General features: G+C 65.5%; 21 protein-coding genes. 18 read left to right on the top strand and 3 right to left on the bottom strand.

The window, feature by feature from the left end; all coding sequences use genetic code 11:
• Positions 1-74 precede the first annotated feature (74 nt).
• The 8 genes from gspG to AWB67_RS13860 are packed head-to-tail and all read left to right on the top strand — an operon-like array spanning position 75 to position 5929.
• A complete protein-coding gene (gene gspG, locus AWB67_RS13895) occupies positions 75-539 on the top strand; it encodes a type II secretion system major pseudopilin GspG (protein ID WP_087656825.1) in 465 nt (154 codons plus the stop codon).
• Between the two features lie 33 nt (positions 540-572).
• Entirely contained in the window at positions 573-1064 is a 492-nt protein-coding gene (locus AWB67_RS13890; protein WP_374729820.1) for a GspH/FimT family pseudopilin, read from the top strand.
• Positions 1064-1462: a type II secretion system minor pseudopilin GspI gene (gene gspI / locus AWB67_RS13885; protein ID WP_087656823.1), complete on the top strand. Its 399-nt coding sequence runs from the start codon at positions 1064-1066 to the stop codon at positions 1460-1462. Before AWB67_RS13890 ends, gspI begins: the two co-directional genes overlap by 1 nt.
• Positions 1440-2126, top strand: a complete 687-nt coding sequence (locus AWB67_RS13880) for a prepilin-type N-terminal cleavage/methylation domain-containing protein (RefSeq protein WP_087656822.1) — start codon at positions 1440-1442, stop codon at positions 2124-2126. Before gspI ends, AWB67_RS13880 begins: the two co-directional genes overlap by 23 nt.
• Positions 2123-3247 carry a type II secretion system minor pseudopilin GspK gene (gspK, locus tag AWB67_RS13875; protein ID WP_087656821.1) on the top strand — a complete coding sequence of 375 codons (1125 nt, stop codon included), beginning with the start codon at positions 2123-2125 and terminating at the stop codon, positions 3245-3247. The genes AWB67_RS13880 and gspK overlap by 4 nt, the downstream gene beginning before the upstream one ends.
• Positions 3248-3286: 39 nt before the next feature.
• The gene (gspL, locus tag AWB67_RS13870) at positions 3287-4648 is read left to right on the top strand and encodes a type II secretion system protein GspL (RefSeq protein WP_087656820.1); all 1362 of its coding nucleotides are present in this window, start codon (positions 3287-3289) and stop codon (positions 4646-4648) included.
• Positions 4645-5148, top strand: a complete 504-nt coding sequence (locus AWB67_RS13865; protein ID WP_087656819.1) for a type II secretion system protein M — start codon at positions 4645-4647, stop codon at positions 5146-5148. Before gspL ends, AWB67_RS13865 begins: the two co-directional genes overlap by 4 nt.
• 1 nt (position 5149) lies before the next feature.
• Complete coding sequence (locus AWB67_RS13860) at positions 5150-5929, top strand: type II secretion system protein N (protein ID WP_087656818.1); 780 nt, start codon at positions 5150-5152, stop codon at positions 5927-5929.
• Between the two features lie 59 nt (positions 5930-5988).
• Here the strand turns inward: AWB67_RS13860 and AWB67_RS13855 are convergent, their stop codons facing one another.
• The 3 genes from AWB67_RS13855 to flgA all read right to left on the bottom strand — a co-directional run bounded on the left by AWB67_RS13855 (position 5989) and on the right by flgA (position 8409).
• Entirely contained in the window at positions 5989-6432 is a 444-nt protein-coding gene (locus tag AWB67_RS13855) for a flagellar protein FlgN (protein WP_087656817.1), read from the bottom strand.
• 151 nt (positions 6433-6583) lie between these two features.
• The gene (gene flgM, locus AWB67_RS13850) at positions 6584-6919 is read right to left on the bottom strand and encodes a flagellar biosynthesis anti-sigma factor FlgM (RefSeq protein WP_235025147.1); all 336 of its coding nucleotides are present in this window, start codon (positions 6917-6919) and stop codon (positions 6584-6586) included.
• A 209-nt stretch (positions 6920-7128) separates the two neighbouring features.
• Positions 7129-8409 (bottom strand): flagellar basal body P-ring formation chaperone FlgA, encoded by a 1281-nt coding sequence (flgA, locus tag AWB67_RS13845; protein WP_087656816.1) that lies wholly within the window; start codon positions 8407-8409, stop codon positions 7129-7131.
• 269 nt (positions 8410-8678) lie between these two features.
• Here flgA and flgB point away from each other — a divergent pair, with 269 nt between their 5' ends.
• From flgB to AWB67_RS13795, 10 genes are all read left to right on the top strand, one after another.
• A complete protein-coding gene (gene flgB, locus AWB67_RS13840) occupies positions 8679-9185 on the top strand; it encodes a flagellar basal body rod protein FlgB (protein ID WP_087656815.1) in 507 nt (168 codons plus the stop codon).
• A gap of 14 nt (positions 9186-9199) precedes the next feature.
• Entirely contained in the window at positions 9200-9625 is a 426-nt protein-coding gene (gene flgC / locus AWB67_RS13835; protein WP_087656814.1) for a flagellar basal body rod protein FlgC, read from the top strand.
• A 23-nt stretch (positions 9626-9648) separates the two neighbouring features.
• Positions 9649-10371 carry a flagellar hook assembly protein FlgD gene (locus AWB67_RS13830; protein WP_087656813.1) on the top strand — a complete coding sequence of 241 codons (723 nt, stop codon included), beginning with the start codon at positions 9649-9651 and terminating at the stop codon, positions 10369-10371.
• A gap of 30 nt (positions 10372-10401) precedes the next feature.
• Complete coding sequence (flgE, locus tag AWB67_RS13825) at positions 10402-11643, top strand: flagellar hook protein FlgE (RefSeq protein WP_087656812.1); 1242 nt, start codon at positions 10402-10404, stop codon at positions 11641-11643.
• Positions 11644-11673: 30 nt separating this feature from the next.
• Entirely contained in the window at positions 11674-12426 is a 753-nt protein-coding gene (gene flgF / locus AWB67_RS13820; protein WP_087656811.1) for a flagellar basal-body rod protein FlgF, read from the top strand.
• Positions 12427-12457: 31 nt separating this feature from the next.
• Positions 12458-13246: a flagellar basal-body rod protein FlgG gene (gene flgG, locus AWB67_RS13815; protein ID WP_087656810.1), complete on the top strand. Its 789-nt coding sequence runs from the start codon at positions 12458-12460 to the stop codon at positions 13244-13246.
• A gap of 42 nt (positions 13247-13288) precedes the next feature.
• A complete protein-coding gene (locus AWB67_RS13810; RefSeq protein WP_125477595.1) occupies positions 13289-13996 on the top strand; it encodes a flagellar basal body L-ring protein FlgH in 708 nt (235 codons plus the stop codon).
• 2 nt (positions 13997-13998) lie between these two features.
• Complete coding sequence (locus tag AWB67_RS13805) at positions 13999-15126, top strand: flagellar basal body P-ring protein FlgI (protein ID WP_087656809.1); 1128 nt, start codon at positions 13999-14001, stop codon at positions 15124-15126.
• Between the two features lie 12 nt (positions 15127-15138).
• Positions 15139-16173: a flagellar assembly peptidoglycan hydrolase FlgJ gene (gene flgJ / locus AWB67_RS13800; protein ID WP_087656808.1), complete on the top strand. Its 1035-nt coding sequence runs from the start codon at positions 15139-15141 to the stop codon at positions 16171-16173.
• Positions 16174-16460: 287 nt separating this feature from the next.
• Positions 16461-17216: a flagellar brake protein gene (locus AWB67_RS13795; RefSeq protein WP_087656807.1), complete on the top strand. Its 756-nt coding sequence runs from the start codon at positions 16461-16463 to the stop codon at positions 17214-17216.
• Positions 17217-17416: the final 200 nt, after the last annotated feature.

Genomic DNA, 17416 nt, shown 5'->3' with positions numbered 1-17416 from the left:
TGGTGCGGGTTTTTCAGAGGCGCATCGGGCGCCCATCGAACGAACAACATCTTCATCGAAACGAGGTAGTAGTCATGCAAATGTGGACGAAACGCCGCATGGAACTTTCGACGGCGCAGGCACGCCGCCAACGCGGGTTCACGTTGATCGAAATCATGGTGGTGATCGCGATTCTCGGCATTCTCGCCGCGCTGATCGTGCCGAAGATCATGAGCCGTCCGGACGAGGCACGGCGAGTCGCGGCCCGGCAGGACATCGGCACGATCATGCAGGCGATTAAGCTGTATCGCCTCGATAACGGCCGGTATCCGACGCAAGAGCAGGGCCTGCGCGCGCTGATCGAAAAGCCGACGAGCGAGCCGGTGCCGAACAACTGGAAGGACGGTGGCTATCTGGAACGCCTGCCGAACGATCCGTGGGGCGGCCAGTATCAGTATCTCAATCCGGGCGTGCACGGCGAAATCGACGTGTTCAGCTACGGCGCCGACAGCAAGGCGGGCGGCGAAGGCAACGACGCCGACGTCGGTTCGTGGCAGTAAGCCAGGACGAGCGTGAGTGAGAGAGCGACGACCATCCGCGTGACAGCCAGAGCGCCCCGGCACGCCGGGACGCGGGCTGAGGCTGGCTTCACGCTCCTGGAAATGCTGATCGTGCTGGTGATCGCGGGGATTCTGGTGTCGCTCGCTTCGCTGCAGCTCACGCGCAATCCGCGCACCGATCTCAACGAGGAAGCGCAGCGCCTCGCGCTCCTTTTCGAATCCGCCGGCGACGAAGCGCAGGTACGCGCGCGGCCGATCGCGTGGCAGCCGCTCGACGGCGGCTTTCGCTTCGACGTGCGCACCGACGACGGCTGGCGCCCCCTGCGCGACGATCTCTTTCGCGCGCGCCGCTGGGAAGGCGGCGTGACGGGCGTGACGATCCAGTTCTCCGGCACGGACAAATCCGTCGGGCGACTGATCTTCGGCACCGAAGCGATCGATGCGCCGATGGAAGTCACGCTCGTCTCGCCCGCCGGCCGCGCCACCGTCTACGGCACCGGCAACGGCCGTTATCAGGTGCGCTGATGCAAGCGCTCCGCAAAACCTCCGCCCGCGCCGACGGCTTCACGATGATCGAAGTGCTGGTCGCGCTCGCGATCATCGCGGTGGCGCTCGCGGCTTCGCTGCGGGCGGTCGGCGCGCTCGCGAGCGGCGAGGCGGATCTGCATCGGCGGCTGCTCGCGGGCTGGAGCGCCGACAACGCACTCGCGCAGTTGCGGCTGTCGCATACGTGGCCCGAAATCGGCTCGCGCAATTTCGATTGCTCGCAGGGCAATCTGAAGCTGCTCTGCACGCAGCGCGTGACGCGCACGCCGAATCCGATTTTCCGCAAGGTCGAGATACTGGTCGCGACGCCGGGGCGTCCCGGCAATCTCGCGCAGATGGTCACGGTGGTGGCGAATGAAACGAATCGTTCGCTCTGAGCGGCGCGGCGTGTTCCGCCGCCGCCGCAACGGCTTCACGCTGATCGAGATGCTGATCGCGATCGCGATTCTCGCGGTGATTGCGGTGCTGTCGTGGCGCGGGCTCGATCAGGTGATCCGCGGCCGCACGACGATCACGAACGCGATGGAGGACGAGCGCGTCCTCGCGCAGCTTTTCGACCAGATGCGTATCGACGCGCGTCAGGCCGCAACCGACGATCAGGCGGGCCAGCCGGCGATTTCGATCGGCGGGAATGGTTTGCAGATCGTGCGCGGGATGTTTCAGCCGGGCACGGCGCCGCGTCTGCAAGTGGTGCGCTACCGGATGACCGACGGGCGGATCGTGCGCTTCGCGTCGCCGCCGCTCTCGAACGTCGGCGAAGTGCGTCGAGCGCTCTCGGCGGGCGACGCCTCGGACGGCTGGAGCGCGGTGCCGTTGATGGGCGGCGTGGCGTCGTTCGCGACGCGCGTCTATATCCAGCCGGATGGGTGGACGTCGCAGATGCGCGAAGTTGCATCGAAGATCACGGAAAATGACAACAACCTGAAAGTGCCGCAACTCGGCGACGCGCCGCTGGTGCGCGCCGTGACGGGACTTCAGGTCGCGGTCGGCGCGAAAAATCTGCAGTTGCCGATCACGCGCGTGTTCCTGGTCGGAGAATGACGATGCGCCCACCCAGGAGATTCGCGAAGGAAAAGGAACGCGGCGTCGCGATCATCAGCGCGTTGCTGGTGGTCGCGCTGTCGGCGATCCTCGTGTCGGGGATGCTGTGGCGGCAGGAAGTGCAGATTCGGCGCATCGAGAACCAGCGGCTGCTCGCGCAGGCGAACTGGATCTCGCGCAGCGCGCTCGACTGGACTCGGCTGATCCTGCGTTCGGAAGCCGATACGTCGCCGACCGTCACGTATCTCGGCGGCGTGTGGGGCGTGCCGATCGCGAAAACGCGGCTCTCGGACTTCCTCGGCCAGATCGGCGAAGTGCGTTCGCAGCAGGGCGCGCAGACGTTTCTGTCGGGATCGATCGAGGACGCGCAGGCTAAATTCAACCTGCGCAATCTGGTTTCGACGCCGACGCCCGGCGTACTCACGATCAACGTCGAGCAGATCGCGTCGTTCCAGCGGCTGCTCGCGCTGCTCGGGCTGAACGGCTCGCTCGCGAAAACGACGGCGCTGCAGATCCGCGCGGGCCTCGCGCAATCGGCGACGCGGTTTCAGACGCAATCGTCGACGAACAACACGACGAACACGACGAACACGGCGCAATCCACGATGGCCGCGATCGCGCAGGGCGGCGGCACAGGCGGCGGCAATTTCACCGACGATCCGGGCCTGAAGGACGCCGACAGCAATTCGCCGGTCGCGCCGTTGCAGGTGATCAGCGTCGATTCGCTGCTCGACGTGCCGGGTTTCACGCCGGAAGCCATCGAGCGCCTGCGCCCGTTTGTGACCGTGCTGCCGACGACCACCTCCGTCAACATGAACACGGCGACCCCCGAAGTCGTGGCGGCGGTGGTGCCGGGCATGAATCTGTCGCAGGCGCAGGCGTTCGTTGCGCGCCGCGAGACGGTGTTTTTCCACGACGTCGGCAACGTCCAGCTCGCGCTGACGGGCGCGGGCGTCAAGACGACGTCGATCGATCCGAACCTGCTCGACGTCACCACGAAGTATTTCTTCATCCACGGGCGCGTCGAGCACGAACGCGCGCAGGTGGACCGCACGACGCTGATTTATCGCGATCTGGGGACGCATACGACGCGTATCGTCTATGTTCGCGACCAGCCCTGAGAGCATGACTGACCGACCCATGATGAGAGAGAGCGGCCTTTGAGCACACTGATCGTCCTACTCCCGCCGCGCGATCCGGCGGTGCGCTCGGAAGAGTGGCAACTGCCCGAGATGCCGTTTCTGCTCGTCGACAAGCGCGGCACGACGCAGCGCACCGGCCGCGCCGCGCTCGGTATCCTGCCGCGCGCGAACGCGACGGTGCTGATCGTCGCCGCGCGCGATTTGCTGTTGCTCGCCGCGGCCGTTCCGCCGTTGAAGGGGCAGAAGCTGCGGCAGGCGCTGCCGAACGTCGTCGAGGATCAACTGATCCAGGACCCGCAGACGTGCCACATCGCCGTCGATCCCGCGACGCTCGCAGGCGGCCGGCGCGTGCTCGCGGTGATCGATCGCGGCTGGTTCCGCTTCGTGCTGAGCGCGTTCGCGGCGGCGGGGCATCGCAACGTGAAGGCCGTCCCGGCGATGCGATGTCTGCCGATGGCCGCCGCTGTCAGCGAGGCGGAAGCGGCCGAAGTCGCCGCGGCCATCGCCGATGACGAGCCGCTCGCGCCGACGCCGTTCACCGCGGCCGTGCTCGGGCGCGTCGTGTCAACTGCGCCGGCGCTGATCGGCGAAGTCGTGGCGCCGGTGGCACCCGTGGCGGTGGCACCGTCTGCGCCGCTCGTCGAGATCGCGATCGCGCGTGGCGAGCGCTCGGCGCTCGGCGAAGGTCTGGCGCTCCCCGCTGACGCCGTCATGCCGACGTTGACCGCGCTTGCGGGCAACCGCCCCGGCGCGCTCTATGCACTCGCCGATGTCCCCGGCGACGAGCCGCGCCTCGCCGCCGCCGCGAGCGTCTTCAAGGGCGCGCAGCCGCTCACGTTCGAGAAACTCGCGCAGAACGCGCTCGCGAGCGGCTTCGACCTGTGCCAGTTCGAATTCGCCGCGCAGCCCTGGCGCCTCGACCGCGCGACGATGCGGCGCCTGCGCGTGCCGATCGCGTTCGTGGCGGCGGCGGTCGTCGTGTCGATCATCGGCGTGAATGCGCAGTGGCTGCAGCTCGCCCGCCAGCGCGACGCGATCCAGGCGCAGATGACCGAGACGCTCCTCAACGCGTTCCCAAAAACGACCGTTGTGCTCGATGCGCCCGACCAGATGTCGCGCCAGCTCGAACGCCTGCGGGTGGCGGCGGGCGAACTGTCGCCGTCGGACTTCCTGTCTCTCGCCGACGGCCTCGCGCGCTCGCTCGGGCCGGTGCCGGTGAACGGCATCGCGGGGCTCGACTATCGGGATCGGAAGCTGGAAGTGACTTTCAAGCCGGAAACCAAGGTCGATGCCGACTTGCCGAAGCGCCTCGCCGCGAACGGCTTCACGGGCGGAATCGACAGCAACACCGGCAAGTGGACGATCAGGAGCGGCCAGTGAAAAAGCAAATCGGCGATATCTGGAGCGAATTCTGGGACGGCCGGACGCAGCGCGAAAAGACGCTGTTGATGTGGGGCGGCCTCGCGCTGGGGATCGCGATCGTGTATCTGGTGCTGTGGGCGCCGGCTTACGAGGGGCGGGCGCGCTTGCGCGACAATCTGCCGGCGATGCAACGCCAGCTCGCGCAGATGACCGCGCAGGCGAACGAGGCGCGCTCTCTCGCGGGGACGGCTGAAGGCGTGGCGCCGACGGGCGCGGCGCTGAAGGAAGCGATAACGAAGTCGCTCGCTGACAACAACATGCCGCCCGTGCAGGTGCAGGTGATCGGCGCGGCGGTGCAGGTGCAGTTGAAGAACGCGTCGTTCCCAATGTGGACGATGTGGCTCGACGACGTGCGCAAGCAGTTGAAGGTGCAGGTGTCCGAGGCGCACATTCAGGCGCTCAAGCCCGATGGGCAGGTGGATCTGACGGCGTCGCTGCAGCCGGCGGGGGCGAAGTGAGATGAGCTACTGGATGCGCCGAACGCGCGCCGCGTTGCCGCCGCTGATCGTGGCGGGTTTGTCCGTTTTCATCACGGTGATGGTGATGCTGCCTGCCGCGTGGATCGTGCCGCAGTTCACGCGCGTAACCGCCGGTCACGTGAATCTCGTCGATCCGGCCGGGTCGCTGTGGCGTGGATCGGCCACGCTGATGCTCGCCGCCAGCTCGGACGGCAGCGGCGCGACGCTTCTGCCGGGCCGCGTCGAGTGGACGACGGCTTTCTTGCCGCTCCTGACCGGCCGTGTGCGCATGACAATGCGTCAGACGGAAGCGATGCCCGATGCCGTCTTGGTCGACGCCTCGCTGCGCGGCTCGACGATGTCGGCGGGTGCGATCGCGGTGCCGGCGACGCTCCTCGCGGGGCTCGGCGCGCCGTTCAACACGCTCGATATCGACGGAAACGTGCGGCTCGCGTGGACCGACTGGCGCGTGCTCGGGCGTAATACGTACGGGCAACTGGTCGTGACACTGGACGATATCGGCTCGCGGGTGTCGCGCGTGAAGCCGCTCGGGTCGTACCGGGTGGCGATGCAGGCGCAGGGTGCGTCGGCGACGATCGATCTTTCGACGGTCAAGGGGCCGCTGCTGCTCGACGGGCACGGGACGGCGTCGCAGGAATCGACGTCGTTCGAAGGTACGGCGAAAGCCGCGCCGGAAGCCCGCGAGAATCTTGCGGGGCTGCTCAACCTGCTCGGGCGGCATACTGATCCGGATACGGTGGCGCTGGTGATGCAGCGATAAGGTGTCGCGGGCGCTTGGGAACGGTTTGCACATCAACCCCAAGCTCCAGCTAAAACCCCTTACAGCCCCATCACCCCAGGCACACGCCCGTCGGGCCCATAAAACCCCGACTTCGCCGGCGCGACCTTGAGTTCGGCCAGCGCACGCCGGTTGTAATCCATCCGCGTGCGGATCAGCACGCCGTTGTTGTTGTTCGCCTGTTTCGCGCGCGTCGCGGCGGCCCGCAGCAATTTCCACTGCTCGGCGAGCCTTTCGTCGCCGACCACCGACGCTTCCATCCCAACAAACCCGGCGGCAAAACCAAGCGAAGCAAGCTGCGCATCACGCGCCTTCTCCAGCTCGGCGATCTTCTCGGTCGATGCGGTTTTCTGCTCGATGATCGTGGGCAGCGAATCCAGCGGCGATGCCGCGATCAGCGCTTTTTCCTCGAACGCGAGCAGGGACTCGAACGCCTCGACGGCGGCGAGTTCTTCGATAACAGTGGCAAGCAGGGCGTCTTTCATGGCGACTCGCTAAGTAAATCGCTCGACCGCGAATTCACGGTCAGGGTCTAAAAAAGCCGCCCGGCGGCACCGTCGTTTCGACGATGCGAGAGGTTTCGCGCGTCCGCCAGGGCCTGGGAAAGCCCCGTCGATATCACGCAAAACGCTCTGCTCAACCGCCGGTCGGCGGGGTTCTCGTTTGCAGCAGGTCGCGCGCGGTGCCCAGCATGCCGTCGGCGATCTTGCCCGAGTCGAACTTCAGGCTGCCGTCATTCAGCGCGGCCTTGATCGACGCGACCTTCGCCTGATCGATGTCCGACGCGTTCGATGCACGCAGATCCGTCGACAGCGGCGAGAGGCTTACCGTCGATTGCTGCGCGCCCGTCGTGCCCGACTGCTGCGTGACGCTCGCGGCGCCCGTCGTACCGTTGGCACCGGCTTGCGATGCGCGTTGCGACCCTTCGTGAAGGGCTGCCAGAGTGGTGTTGCTATTCGAATCGATTTTCACGATGTGTCTTCCCGAACTAGTTGATCCTTTTATCGGCGGGGCGATGTAAAAACTTAACCCTGCTCCGCCTTCAGAACCGGACCGGTCCGGGGTCGCTTCCCGCTCAGCCTTATCCAGCGGGGCTTTCAGCGAATTGCAACCAATTGCAACAAATTGAAACATTTGCGCGGTGGCCCACATTTCGGGCTCAAGGCGCTATTGCACGCCGCTCAGAGGCGGATTTCCACCGTCTGGCTATCCTTCACGACGCCGGTAATGATCTGTCCCGTCGACGTTTTCACACGCACCTGCTGGCCGGGTGCCGCGTTGTTCATCGCGGCGCCATCGGCGGAGATGGAGAAGCCCGTGCCGTCGGCGACGACGTGCACGTTCTGCCCGATCGATACCGACGCCGCGCTCCTCAGCATGTCCGTGCGCAGCGGCAGCCCCGCCGGGACGCGCGAGAGCGCCACCGCGCCGACGGCCTGCGTCGGATCGGTGATGACGGCTTGCGGCATCGCGGTGAGGTCGCCTTCGCGGGCGAGGAGGTCGGCGCTCGTCAGCACTTCGCCCGGCGCAATCGCGCGTGAGGCGAGGTAATACGTCGCGTTGATCGAGATGCGGACCTGCAAATAAAGCGTCCACGGGCGCTCGCCGGTACAGCGCACGCCGACGGTCGTGCGTCCCCAGAGGCGGGCGCCGGTCGGCATGAAAGGATCGAGCGACACGCAGGGCGCAAGGCCGCGCGGGAAAACCGGCGTGACGGTGATTTCCGGCTTGCCGGGAAGGCCCGCCGTCTGCTGTTGCAGGAAGGCGAGGGCGGCGGCGCGGATGGCGTCGGTGTCCTGCGTTCCGGCTGCGGGCGCGCCGGGCGTCACTGCTTGAGCGACGCTCGCCGCACCGGCACGCGCCGCAACCGGCGCCGCGGACGCCGCCGCGACCGGCCTGGCCGCTGTGCCGCGAGTCGCAGGCGCCGCGCTTTCCGGCACGACGACCACCGGCATCACATCGCGCGATGCGTTCGCCGTCTGCATGCGCGGAAGGCTCGGTAGGCTCGACGCGCTCGGGGGCGGCGAAACAACGCGCGCCGCAGACATATTGTTAACAGTGGGCGCGGCAGGTTTCGCCTCGCCCGGTCCCGGAATCACGATCATCCCGCTGGCGTCCGACATCGAATCGTCGGCGGCGTCGGCGTGAGAGTCGAGGGCGCGCGCGGCGCTTTGCATCGCGGCATCGGCGGCGCTGGTCGCGGCGGCGTAACCACGCGGACGCGGGGCGTTCATCGCCGTCGGCGAAGGCGCCGACATCGCCACCCGCTGCGCCATCGCCGCGACGGCTGCCGGATTCGTCTCGGCGTTGCCGGGAATCGCGATCGTGCCGTCTTCCTGCGCGAAGGCTTGCCCCGCGACGCCGAACGCCAGCGCGACGCCACCCGCCGCTGAAAACATCGACCGGAGGAGGGGCGCGACCCGCGCACGGTTTGTCGCGCGGTGCGGTGCGGACCTGCTCATTGCAATTCTCCTCGGCCCAGCGGCCAGACCAGATTTCATCAAAAAACGTCGCGGCCCGCTCCGCGACGCGAAAACACGCCACGAAAACCATAAAGAGCCACGAAAAGAATTCTAGATATCCCCCGCCGCGCTCAAGCCCCGAATAGAGGCCCGCTTCCCCGGCTATTCGTCAGATTGCTTCTTGCGCTGCGCTCCTAAGATGCGTGTCATGCAAAAAGGTCTTGTGAGCCGCGTGGCAGCAAGACGTAACGCCAAAGGAGCTACCGGGAATGCTGGACAAACTCGATCAGGCACTCGCGTTCGGCCGTGAAGCGCTGGACGTGCGCGCATACCGCCAGGAACTGCTGTCGTCGAATATCGCGAACGCCGATACGCCGGGCTACAAGGCCCGCGACGTCGATTTCGCGAGTTCGCTCGCCGGCGCGCTGAAGAAAACCGGCGCCAATACCTCGACCCCCGCCGGCAGCGGCGTCTCCAACGCAGCGCCGCTCGCGATGGCGCAGCCGGTCAGCGTGTCGAGCGGCATGTCGATGGCGACGACCGCGCGTGGCCACATGGCCGGCACGGCGACGCTCCAGACGACGGGCGGCCCGGTGGACGACTACGGCCGCCTCGCGTACCGCGTGCCGGCCCAGCCGTCGCTTGACGGCAACACGGTCGACCTCGACCGCGAGCGCGTCCAGTTCGCCGACAACGCGCTGCACTTCGAAGCCGGCATGACGGTCATCTCGGGCCAGATCAAGTCGATGCTGTCCGCGATCACGACGAACACCTAAGCGAGAGACAAGCCATGCCATCCCTCATGAACATCTTCAACGTCGCGGGCTCGGCGATGTCCGCCCAGGCGCAGCGCCTGAACGTGACCGCGTCGAACCTCGCGAACGCCGACAGCACGACCGGCCCCGACGGCCAGCCGTACAAGGCGAAGCAGGTCGTGTTCGCGGTCGATCCGCTCGGCGGCGCGCGCACGGCGTCCGGCCAGCAGGTCGGCGGCGTGCAGGTCACCGGCGTGATCGACGACCCGACGCCGATGAAGACCAGCTACGACCCGAGCAACCCTGCAGCGAACCCGGACGGCTATGTGACGTTGCCGAACGTTGATCCGGTGCAGGAAATGGTCAACATGATTTCCGCGTCGCGCTCGTATCAGGCAAACGTCGAGACGCTCAATACCGCCAAGCAACTGATGCTGAAAACCCTGACGATCGGCACCTGAAACGGACCCTGAGGACAACCACCGTGACCACCAACACCACGATCGGCAGCAACGGCACCACCGTGTCGCAAACGCTGCTCGACACCATGAACGGCACTTCGTCGTCGTCGACTTCGACGACCTCGTCGAAAACCGGCGCGCAGTCCGCGTCGGACCTTCAGAACACGTTCCTCACGCTGCTCGTGACGCAGATGAAGAACCAGGACCCGACCAACCCCGCCGACAGCTCGCAGATGACCTCGCAGCTCGCGCAGATCAACACCGTGACGGGCATCGGCCAGTTGAACACGTCGCTCAGCTCGCTCGCGACGCAACTGTCCGCCGGCCAGTCGACGCAGGCAGCGCTTTTGATCGGCTCGACGGTGCTCGCGACGGGCAGCGACGTGACGGTGTCGAAGGGCGCGTCGTCGAGCTTCGGCGTGCAGCTCGCGAACGACGTGAGCGACCTGAACATCAACGTCAAGAACAAGGCCGGCGAAATCGTGAACACGATCAAGCTGGGCGCGCAATCGGCGGGTGTCGTGCCGGTCAACGGCTGGACGCCAGTCGATTCGAAGGGCAACACGCTCGCCGACGGCACGTACACGATCAGCGCGACGGGCACGATCAACGGCCAGGCCGCCACGGCGCCTACGCTCGCGGCATCGCAAGTGCAAAGCGTCGTGCAGCAGACGGACGGCACGCCGGGCCTCAAGCTCGCGAACGGCAAGACGGTCGCGCTGACCGGCGTCGCGTCGATCCTTTAACACCAACTCAACGAATTTCCGGAGACCGTCATGGGTTACCAACAGGCTTTGAGCGGATTGTCGGGCGCATCGAGCGATCTCGACGTCATCGGCAACAACATCGCGAACGCGAACACGGTTGGCTTCAAGCAAGGCTCGGCGCAATTCGCCGACATGTACGCCAGCTCGATGGCGACGGCGGTAAGCAACCAGATCGGCATCGGCTCGCGCCTTTCCGAAGTTCAGCAGCAGTTCTCGCAAGGCACGATCACGACGACCAACCAGGCGCTCGACGTCGCGATCAACGGCAACGGCTTCTATCAGTTGTCGAGCAACGGTTCGACCGTGTACTCGCGTAACGGCGTGTTCCACCTCGACAACACCGGCAAGATCGTCAACAGCTCGGGCCTGCAACTGATGGGCTACGCGGCGGATTCGAAGGGCGTCGTCAACAGCGCGAGCACCGTGCCGCTAACCGTGCCGACCTCGAATATCGCGCCCTCGGCGACGAAGAATGTCACGACCGCGTTCAACCTGAATTCGCAGGACACGGTTCCGGCCAACGCGTTCAGCGTCAGCGATTCGACGAGCTACAACACGTCGACTTCGGTCGATGTGTACGACTCGCTCGGCGGCACGCAAAAGGTGTCGGTGTATTTCGCGAAGAATTCGACCGGTTCGTGGAACGCGTATGCCGGCTACGGCGACCCGGTCCAGCCGGTTCCGGCGACGGCGCCCTCCACGGCGACCAACGGCCTGATCGGCACGGTCACGTTCGATTCGTCGGGCAACCTGACCTCGGGCAGCAAGTTCTCGTTCTCGATTCCGAACGGCGCCGACGGCGGCGCGACGAACCAGACGATGTCGATGGACTTCACCGGCACGACGCAGTACGGCGCAAAGAGCGGCCTGACGAACGTGGTCCAGGACGGCTACACGTCGGGCGAACTGACGGGCTTCTCGGTCGGCACGGACGGCATGCTGACGGGTAACTACTCGAACGGCAAGACGCAGGCGCTCGGCCAGATCGCGATCGCGAACTTCAACAACCAGAACGGCCTGCAGAACCTCGGCGGCAACGTGTTCGCGCAGACGTCGGCTTCCGGCGCGCCGCAGGTGTCGGTGCCGGGCTCGACCAACCACGGCACGCTGCAAGGCGGCGCGGTGGAAAACTCCAACGTCGACCTGACGAGCGAGCTCGTGAACCTGATCACCGCGCAGCGCAACTATCAGGCGAACGCGCAGACGATCAAGACGCAGCAGACCGTCGACCAGACGCTGATGAACCTGTAACACGCACGGCGACACTAGAGAGAGCCATTCATGGACCGTCTGATCTACACCGCGATGACCGGCGCCTCACAGGCGCTGGAGCAGCAGAGCGTCGTGGCCAACAACCTCGCGAACGCATCGACGACGGGTTTTCGCGCGCAGCTCGCCGCGTTCCGCTCGGTGCCGATGTCGTTCGAGAACGAATCGGCCGACGGCACCACGCGCACCTTCGTGCTGTCGTCGACGCCGACTGCCGATTACACCGCGGGTCCGGTCCAGCAGACCGGCAACCCGCTCGACGTCGCGATCCAGGGTCCGGGCTGGCTCTCCGTGCAGGCCGCCGACGGCAGCGAAGCGTACACGCGCGCCGGCAACCTGCACGTCGACCAGAACGGGCAGCTCGTCACGGCGAACAACCTGCCGGTGCTCGGCAACGGCGGCCCGCTTTCCGTGCCGCCGGGCGCGGAAGTGACGATCGGCAAGGACGGCACGGTCTCCGCGCTGATCCCCGGCGATCCGCCGACGGCGATCGCTACCGTCGATCAGCTGAAGCTCGTGAACCCGGATCCGGCGACGCTCACGCGCAGTGACGACGGTCTCTTTCGCACCGCGAGCGGCGACCCCGCCGACGCCGATCCGAGCGTCGTCGTGGCGCCGGCATCGCTCGAAGGCAGCAACGTGAATCCGGTCGCAGCGATGGTCTCGATGATCAGCAACGCGCGACAGTTCCAGATGCAGACGAAGCTGATGGAATCCGCGGACCAGAACGAACAGGCGGCGAACAAGCTGCTCAACTTCAGCTAAGCAGCTTGATTAGCCCACCAGGAAACGAAACATGAATCGCTCTCTCTACATCGCCGCGACCGGCATGAATGCCCAGCAGTCGCAGATGGACACCATCTCGAACAACCTCGCCAACGTCAGCACGAACGGCTTCAAGGGCTCGCGCGCGGTGTTCGAGGACCTGCTGTACCAGACCGTCCGCCAGCCGGGCGCGAACTCGACGCAGCAGACCGAACTCGCCTCCGGCAGCCAGCTCGGCACCGGTGTGCAGCAAGTCGCGACCGAACGCCTCTACACGCAGGGCAACCTGCAGCAGACCGGCAATTCGAAAGACGTCGCCATCAATGGCCAGGGCTTCTTCCAGGTCACGATGCCCGACGGCACGACGGCTTACACGCGTGACGGCTCGTTCCAGACCAACGCGCAGGGCCAGCTCGTAACGGCGAGCGGATATCAGGTGAACCCGGCGATCACGATTCCGCAAAACGCGACGTCGATCACGATCGGCTCGGACGGCACGGTGTCGATCATGCAGCCGGGCAGCACGGCGGCGACGACGGTCGGCGCGATGCAGCTCGCGACCTTCATCAACCCGGCCGGCCTCGAGGCACGCGGCGAAAACCTGTTCTCGGAAACGGGTTCGTCGGGCGCGCCGAACGTCACGCAACCGGGCCTGAACGGCGCCGGTTCGCTGCAACAAGGTTATGTGGAAGCGTCGAACGTGAACGTCGTGCAGGAACTGGTCAACATGATCCAGACGCAGCGCGCGTACGAAATCAACAGCAAGGCCGTGACCACGTCCGACCAGATGTTGCAGACGCTTTCGAACATGCAGGTTTAAGGCTCCTCACCCGAGCCTCGCAAGACCAGACGGATCACCAAGATGTCGCCAATCAAGACCATTGCCCGCGAAGCTGTACGCCTCTCGCGTCTCGCCACGGCCCTCGCGCTCGCCGCGTCGCTCGCCGCGTGCGGCCTCGTGCCGAAGGAGCCGATCGTCCAGCAGCCGATGACCGCCCGTCCGCCCGCGCCGCCGCTCAACACGCAGTCGCCGGGCGCGATCTACAACGCGGGCTATGCTGGCCGGCCGCTCTTCGAAGACCAGCGTCCGCGCAATGTCGGCGACATCCTGACCATCGTGATCTCGGAAAACGTGAACGCGACGAAATCGTCGGCGGCGAATACGAATCGCGCGGGCAACGGCTCGTTCGCGGTGCCGGTCTCGCCGGGTATCTTCGGCGGCCTATTCAACAACACGACTTTGTCGGCCACGGGCGCGAACAAATTCACCGCCGCGGGCGGCGCGAGCGCGGCCAACACGTTCAGCGGCACGCTGACCGTCACCGTGATCGGCGTGCTGCCGAACGGCAACCTGGCGGTGAGCGGTGAAAAACAGATGCTCATCAACCAAGGCAACGAATTCGTGCGCTTCTCCGGCGTCGTGAACCCGACGACCATCTCCGGCAGCAACACGGTCTTTTCGACGCAAGTCGCGGACGCGAAGATCGAGTACTCCGCGAAGGGCTATATCGACGAAGCGCAGAACATGGGCTGGCTGCAGCGCTTCTTCCTCAACCTGGCGCCGTTCTGACCATGAACATTCTCACCAAACTCCTCGCCGTCGCGCTCGCCGCGCTCGCCGCCGCCGCCGTGCTGCCCGAAAAGGCCCACGCCGAGCGCCTGAAGGACCTCGTCGTGTTCCAGGGCGTGCGCGACAACCCGCTGATCGGCTATGGCCTCGTCGTCGGCCTCGACGGCACGGGCGACCAGACGATGCAAACGCCGTTCACGACGCAGAGCCTGACCAACATGCTCGGCAACCTCGGCATCACGCTGAATTCGGCGAGCACGCAGAACATGCAGTTGAAGAACGTCGCCGCCGTGATGGTGACGGCCACGCTGCCGCCGTTCGCACGGCCGGGCGAAGCGATCGACGTGACGGTTTCGTCGCTCGGCAACGCGAAGAGCTTGCGCGGCGGCACGCTCCTGATGGCGCCGTTGAAAGGCGCCGACGGGCAGGTCTACGCGATGGCGCAGGGCAACCTCGTCGTCGGCGGTGCGGGCGCGAGCGCGAACGGCAGCAAGGTGCAGGTGAATCAGCTCGCGGTCGGACGCATTTCGGGCGGCGCACTCGTCGAGCGCGCCTTGCCGAACGCCGTCACGCAAGCGGGCGGCACGATGCAGATGGAACTGCGCGACATGGACTTCGACACGGCGCAGAAGATCGTCGGAGCGGTGAACAGCCAGTTCGGCATGGGCACGGCGCTCGCGCTCGACGGCCGCACGATCCAGTTGCGCGCGCCCGCCGATCCGTCGCAACAGGTCGCGTTCATGGCGCAGTTGCAGAACATCGACGTGCGTCCGTCGCAGGCCGCCGCCAAGGTGATCCTCAACGCGCGCACCGGTTCGATCGTGATGAACCAGATGGTCACGCTGCAGAACTGCGCGGTCGCGCACGGCAATTTGTCGGTCGTCATCAACACGAAGACGGCGGTCAGCCAGCCTGGCGCGTTCTCGAACGGGCAGACGGTCGCGGCGAAGGAATCGTCGATTCAGTTGAAGCAGGACAGCGGCGCGCTCAAGATGCTCGCGGCGGGCGCGAATCTCGCGGATGTCGTGAAGGCGCTCAACGCGCTCGGCGCGACCCCGGCCGACCTGATCTCGATTCTGCAATCGATGAAAGCGGCGGGCGCCCTGCGCGCCGACCTCGAAATCATTTAAGGACGACAGCCCATGAACTCGAACGCGAGCGGTATCGCCAGCAGTGCCCTGGCATCCACCGACACGAACGGCGGGATCGGCAACTTGTCGAATCGCTTTGCCCTCGACGTGCAAGGCTTCGACGCGATGCGCGCCCAGGCGAACGCATCGCCGCAGGACGGACTGAAGGCGGCGGCCAAGCAGTTCGACGCCGTCTTCACGCAGATGATGTTGAAGAGCATGCGCGACGCCACGCCGTCCGACAGCCCGTTCGATTCGAACGAAAGCAAGTCTTTCACGTCGATGCTCGACCAGCAGATGTCGCAGCAGATGTCGTCGAAGGGGATCGGCGTCGCGGACATGATGCTGAAGCAGCTCATGCGCAATGCAGGTGCGTCGGGCGCTTCTGGTGCTGCGGGCGCCAACGCGCTGAGCACGCTCTCCGCCTCTTCGGGCGGCGACGACGGCACCGCGAACGCCGGCAACATGGCCGCGATGAACGCGATGGCGAAGGCTTACGCGAGCGCGGCGGCTTCGAAGGCGAATTCGCTTCAGTCGGGCACGGGCTACACTGCGAACAGCTCGCTCGAACCGCCCGCACGCGGCAACGGCACCGACAAGGTGAACGCATTCGTCGATCGCCTCGCCGTGCCGGCGCAGGCCGCGAGCGCGGCGACGGGCATTCCGGCGCGCTTCATCATCGGCCAGGCGGCGCTCGAATCGGGCTGGGGCAAGCGCGAGATCAAGAACGCGGACGGCTCGACGAGCCACAACATCTTCGGCATCAAGGCGACGAAGGACTGGATCGGCAAGACGGTCAGCGCGGTGACGACGGAATACGTGAATGGCCAGCCGCAAAAGGTCGTCGAGCGCTTCAGGGCCTATGATTCGTATGAACATGCGCTGACCGACTACGCGAGCGTGCTGAAGAACAATCCGCGTTACGCGCCGGTCGTCGAGGCCTCGCGCGACGCTGCGGGCTTCGCGCACGGCATGCAGAAAGCCGGCTACGCCACCGATCCGCAGTACGCGAAGAAGCTGATTTCCATCATGCGTCAGATCGTTTGATGAAACGATGGGCGCGCACATTGCTTTTATTGGTGCATGAAGATGGAACCTTGCACCGAGCGCGCGGGAGATGCTCGCGCGCCGCGGTCGGACAAAGCTAGCGTTTTACGTCAGAAGCAACGAATACGTGGCGGATAAAGCTGGAAATTTTTACGGCAAGCCCTAAATTTTTTTTGGGATTTGCCGCTAAACAGGAACACCGAAGTGCCGGATCGACCTGATCCGGTTCGACGCGCGATGCCTGCAACCGTGGCGGCGCGCGAGCAAAATGAACACGGCACAGCACCATGAATAGCAACCAGACGCATGATCACGTCGCTGACGAAAAACACGCCGAACCCGTCGATTTCGGCCGGCGCACGCCGCTCGAAGTCGGCGTATCACTGCGCAACCTCGCCAATCGTGGGGATTTCCTCACGGCCGAGTATGCCGGCGGACAAATCGTTACGCGGCTGCTCGACGTCGACGTAACGGCGCACAGTTTCATCTTCGATTGGGGCGGCGTCGCCGAACAGAACCGCGTGGTGCTCGCCGCGCCGACGCTGATCTTTCACGCGGCACCCGATGGCGTGCGCGTGGAGTTCACGACGGGCACCCCGCGCGAAACGACTTTTGAAGGCCGTCCGGCGTTCGAAGTCGATTTTCCGAAGGTGCTCTACTACATGCAGCGGCGCGAGTATTTCCGCGTCGAGGCGCCCGTGCTCGATCCGTATATCTGCAGCGGAATGCTGCCGAGCGGCGATCGTTTTCGCTTCGAGGTGCATGACCTGTCGCTGGGCGGCGTCGCGTTGCGCACGATGGACGAGCGCGCCGAGGATCTGGAAATGGGCATCACGCTGACCGACGTCGAATTGCATTTCAGCGTGCCGGGCAAGCTGACGCTCGATCTCAGGCTCGTCTCGCATCGCGAACAGACGACGGCGAAGGGTGACCGGCGCTTCACGCTGGGCTTCAAGTTTGTTTCCTTGCCGGGGTCTGCTGAGAACACGCTTCAGCGCCTGATCACGCAGCTCGAAATGAAACGGCGATCACTCGCGAAGTGACGTGACGGCGTTTTTAGTTTGATGAGCCGATCGGCGCGTGTCGATCGGCTTTTGTGTTTTTGCCATGCGCGACACACGCGCCGGCATTCCTCGAATTACCCCCCAATCCCCCCGCTTCTCCCCCGATTGCTTACGTGCCGCGCTGCCGATAATGGCTGTATCGCGTCTTGCGTTCGCATAGGACACAGCGCGAAAGCAAG

Source organism: Caballeronia terrestris, assembly GCF_001544515.1.
Lineage (GTDB): Bacteria > Pseudomonadota > Gammaproteobacteria > Burkholderiales > Burkholderiaceae > Caballeronia > Caballeronia terrestris.
This window is presented reverse-complemented; position numbering and strand designations above follow the sequence as displayed.

Coding starts and splice junctions, on each gene's coding strand:
- AWB67_RS13860 (WP_087656818.1), top strand. CDS start 5,150: ATGAGCTACTGGATGCGCCGAACGCGCGCCGCGTTGCCGCCGCTGATC.
- gspK (WP_087656821.1), top strand. CDS start 2,123: ATGACGATGCGCCCACCCAGGAGATTCGCGAAGGAAAAGGAACGCGGC.
- AWB67_RS13795 (WP_087656807.1), top strand. CDS start 16,461: ATGAATAGCAACCAGACGCATGATCACGTCGCTGACGAAAAACACGCC.
- flgF (WP_087656811.1), top strand. CDS start 11,674: ATGGACCGTCTGATCTACACCGCGATGACCGGCGCCTCACAGGCGCTG.
- flgB (WP_087656815.1), top strand. CDS start 8,679: ATGCTGGACAAACTCGATCAGGCACTCGCGTTCGGCCGTGAAGCGCTG.
- AWB67_RS13805 (WP_087656809.1), top strand. CDS start 13,999: ATGAACATTCTCACCAAACTCCTCGCCGTCGCGCTCGCCGCGCTCGCC.
- AWB67_RS13855 (WP_087656817.1), bottom strand. CDS start 6,432: ATGAAAGACGCCCTGCTTGCCACTGTTATCGAAGAACTCGCCGCCGTC.
- gspI (WP_087656823.1), top strand. CDS start 1,064: ATGCAAGCGCTCCGCAAAACCTCCGCCCGCGCCGACGGCTTCACGATG.
- AWB67_RS13880 (WP_087656822.1), top strand. CDS start 1,440: ATGAAACGAATCGTTCGCTCTGAGCGGCGCGGCGTGTTCCGCCGCCGC.
- AWB67_RS13810 (WP_125477595.1), top strand. CDS start 13,289: ATGTCGCCAATCAAGACCATTGCCCGCGAAGCTGTACGCCTCTCGCGT.
- flgG (WP_087656810.1), top strand. CDS start 12,458: ATGAATCGCTCTCTCTACATCGCCGCGACCGGCATGAATGCCCAGCAG.
- flgC (WP_087656814.1), top strand. CDS start 9,200: ATGCCATCCCTCATGAACATCTTCAACGTCGCGGGCTCGGCGATGTCC.
- gspG (WP_087656825.1), top strand. CDS start 75: ATGCAAATGTGGACGAAACGCCGCATGGAACTTTCGACGGCGCAGGCA.
- flgA (WP_087656816.1), bottom strand. CDS start 8,409: ATGAGCAGGTCCGCACCGCACCGCGCGACAAACCGTGCGCGGGTCGCG.
- flgE (WP_087656812.1), top strand. CDS start 10,402: ATGGGTTACCAACAGGCTTTGAGCGGATTGTCGGGCGCATCGAGCGAT.
- flgJ (WP_087656808.1), top strand. CDS start 15,139: ATGAACTCGAACGCGAGCGGTATCGCCAGCAGTGCCCTGGCATCCACC.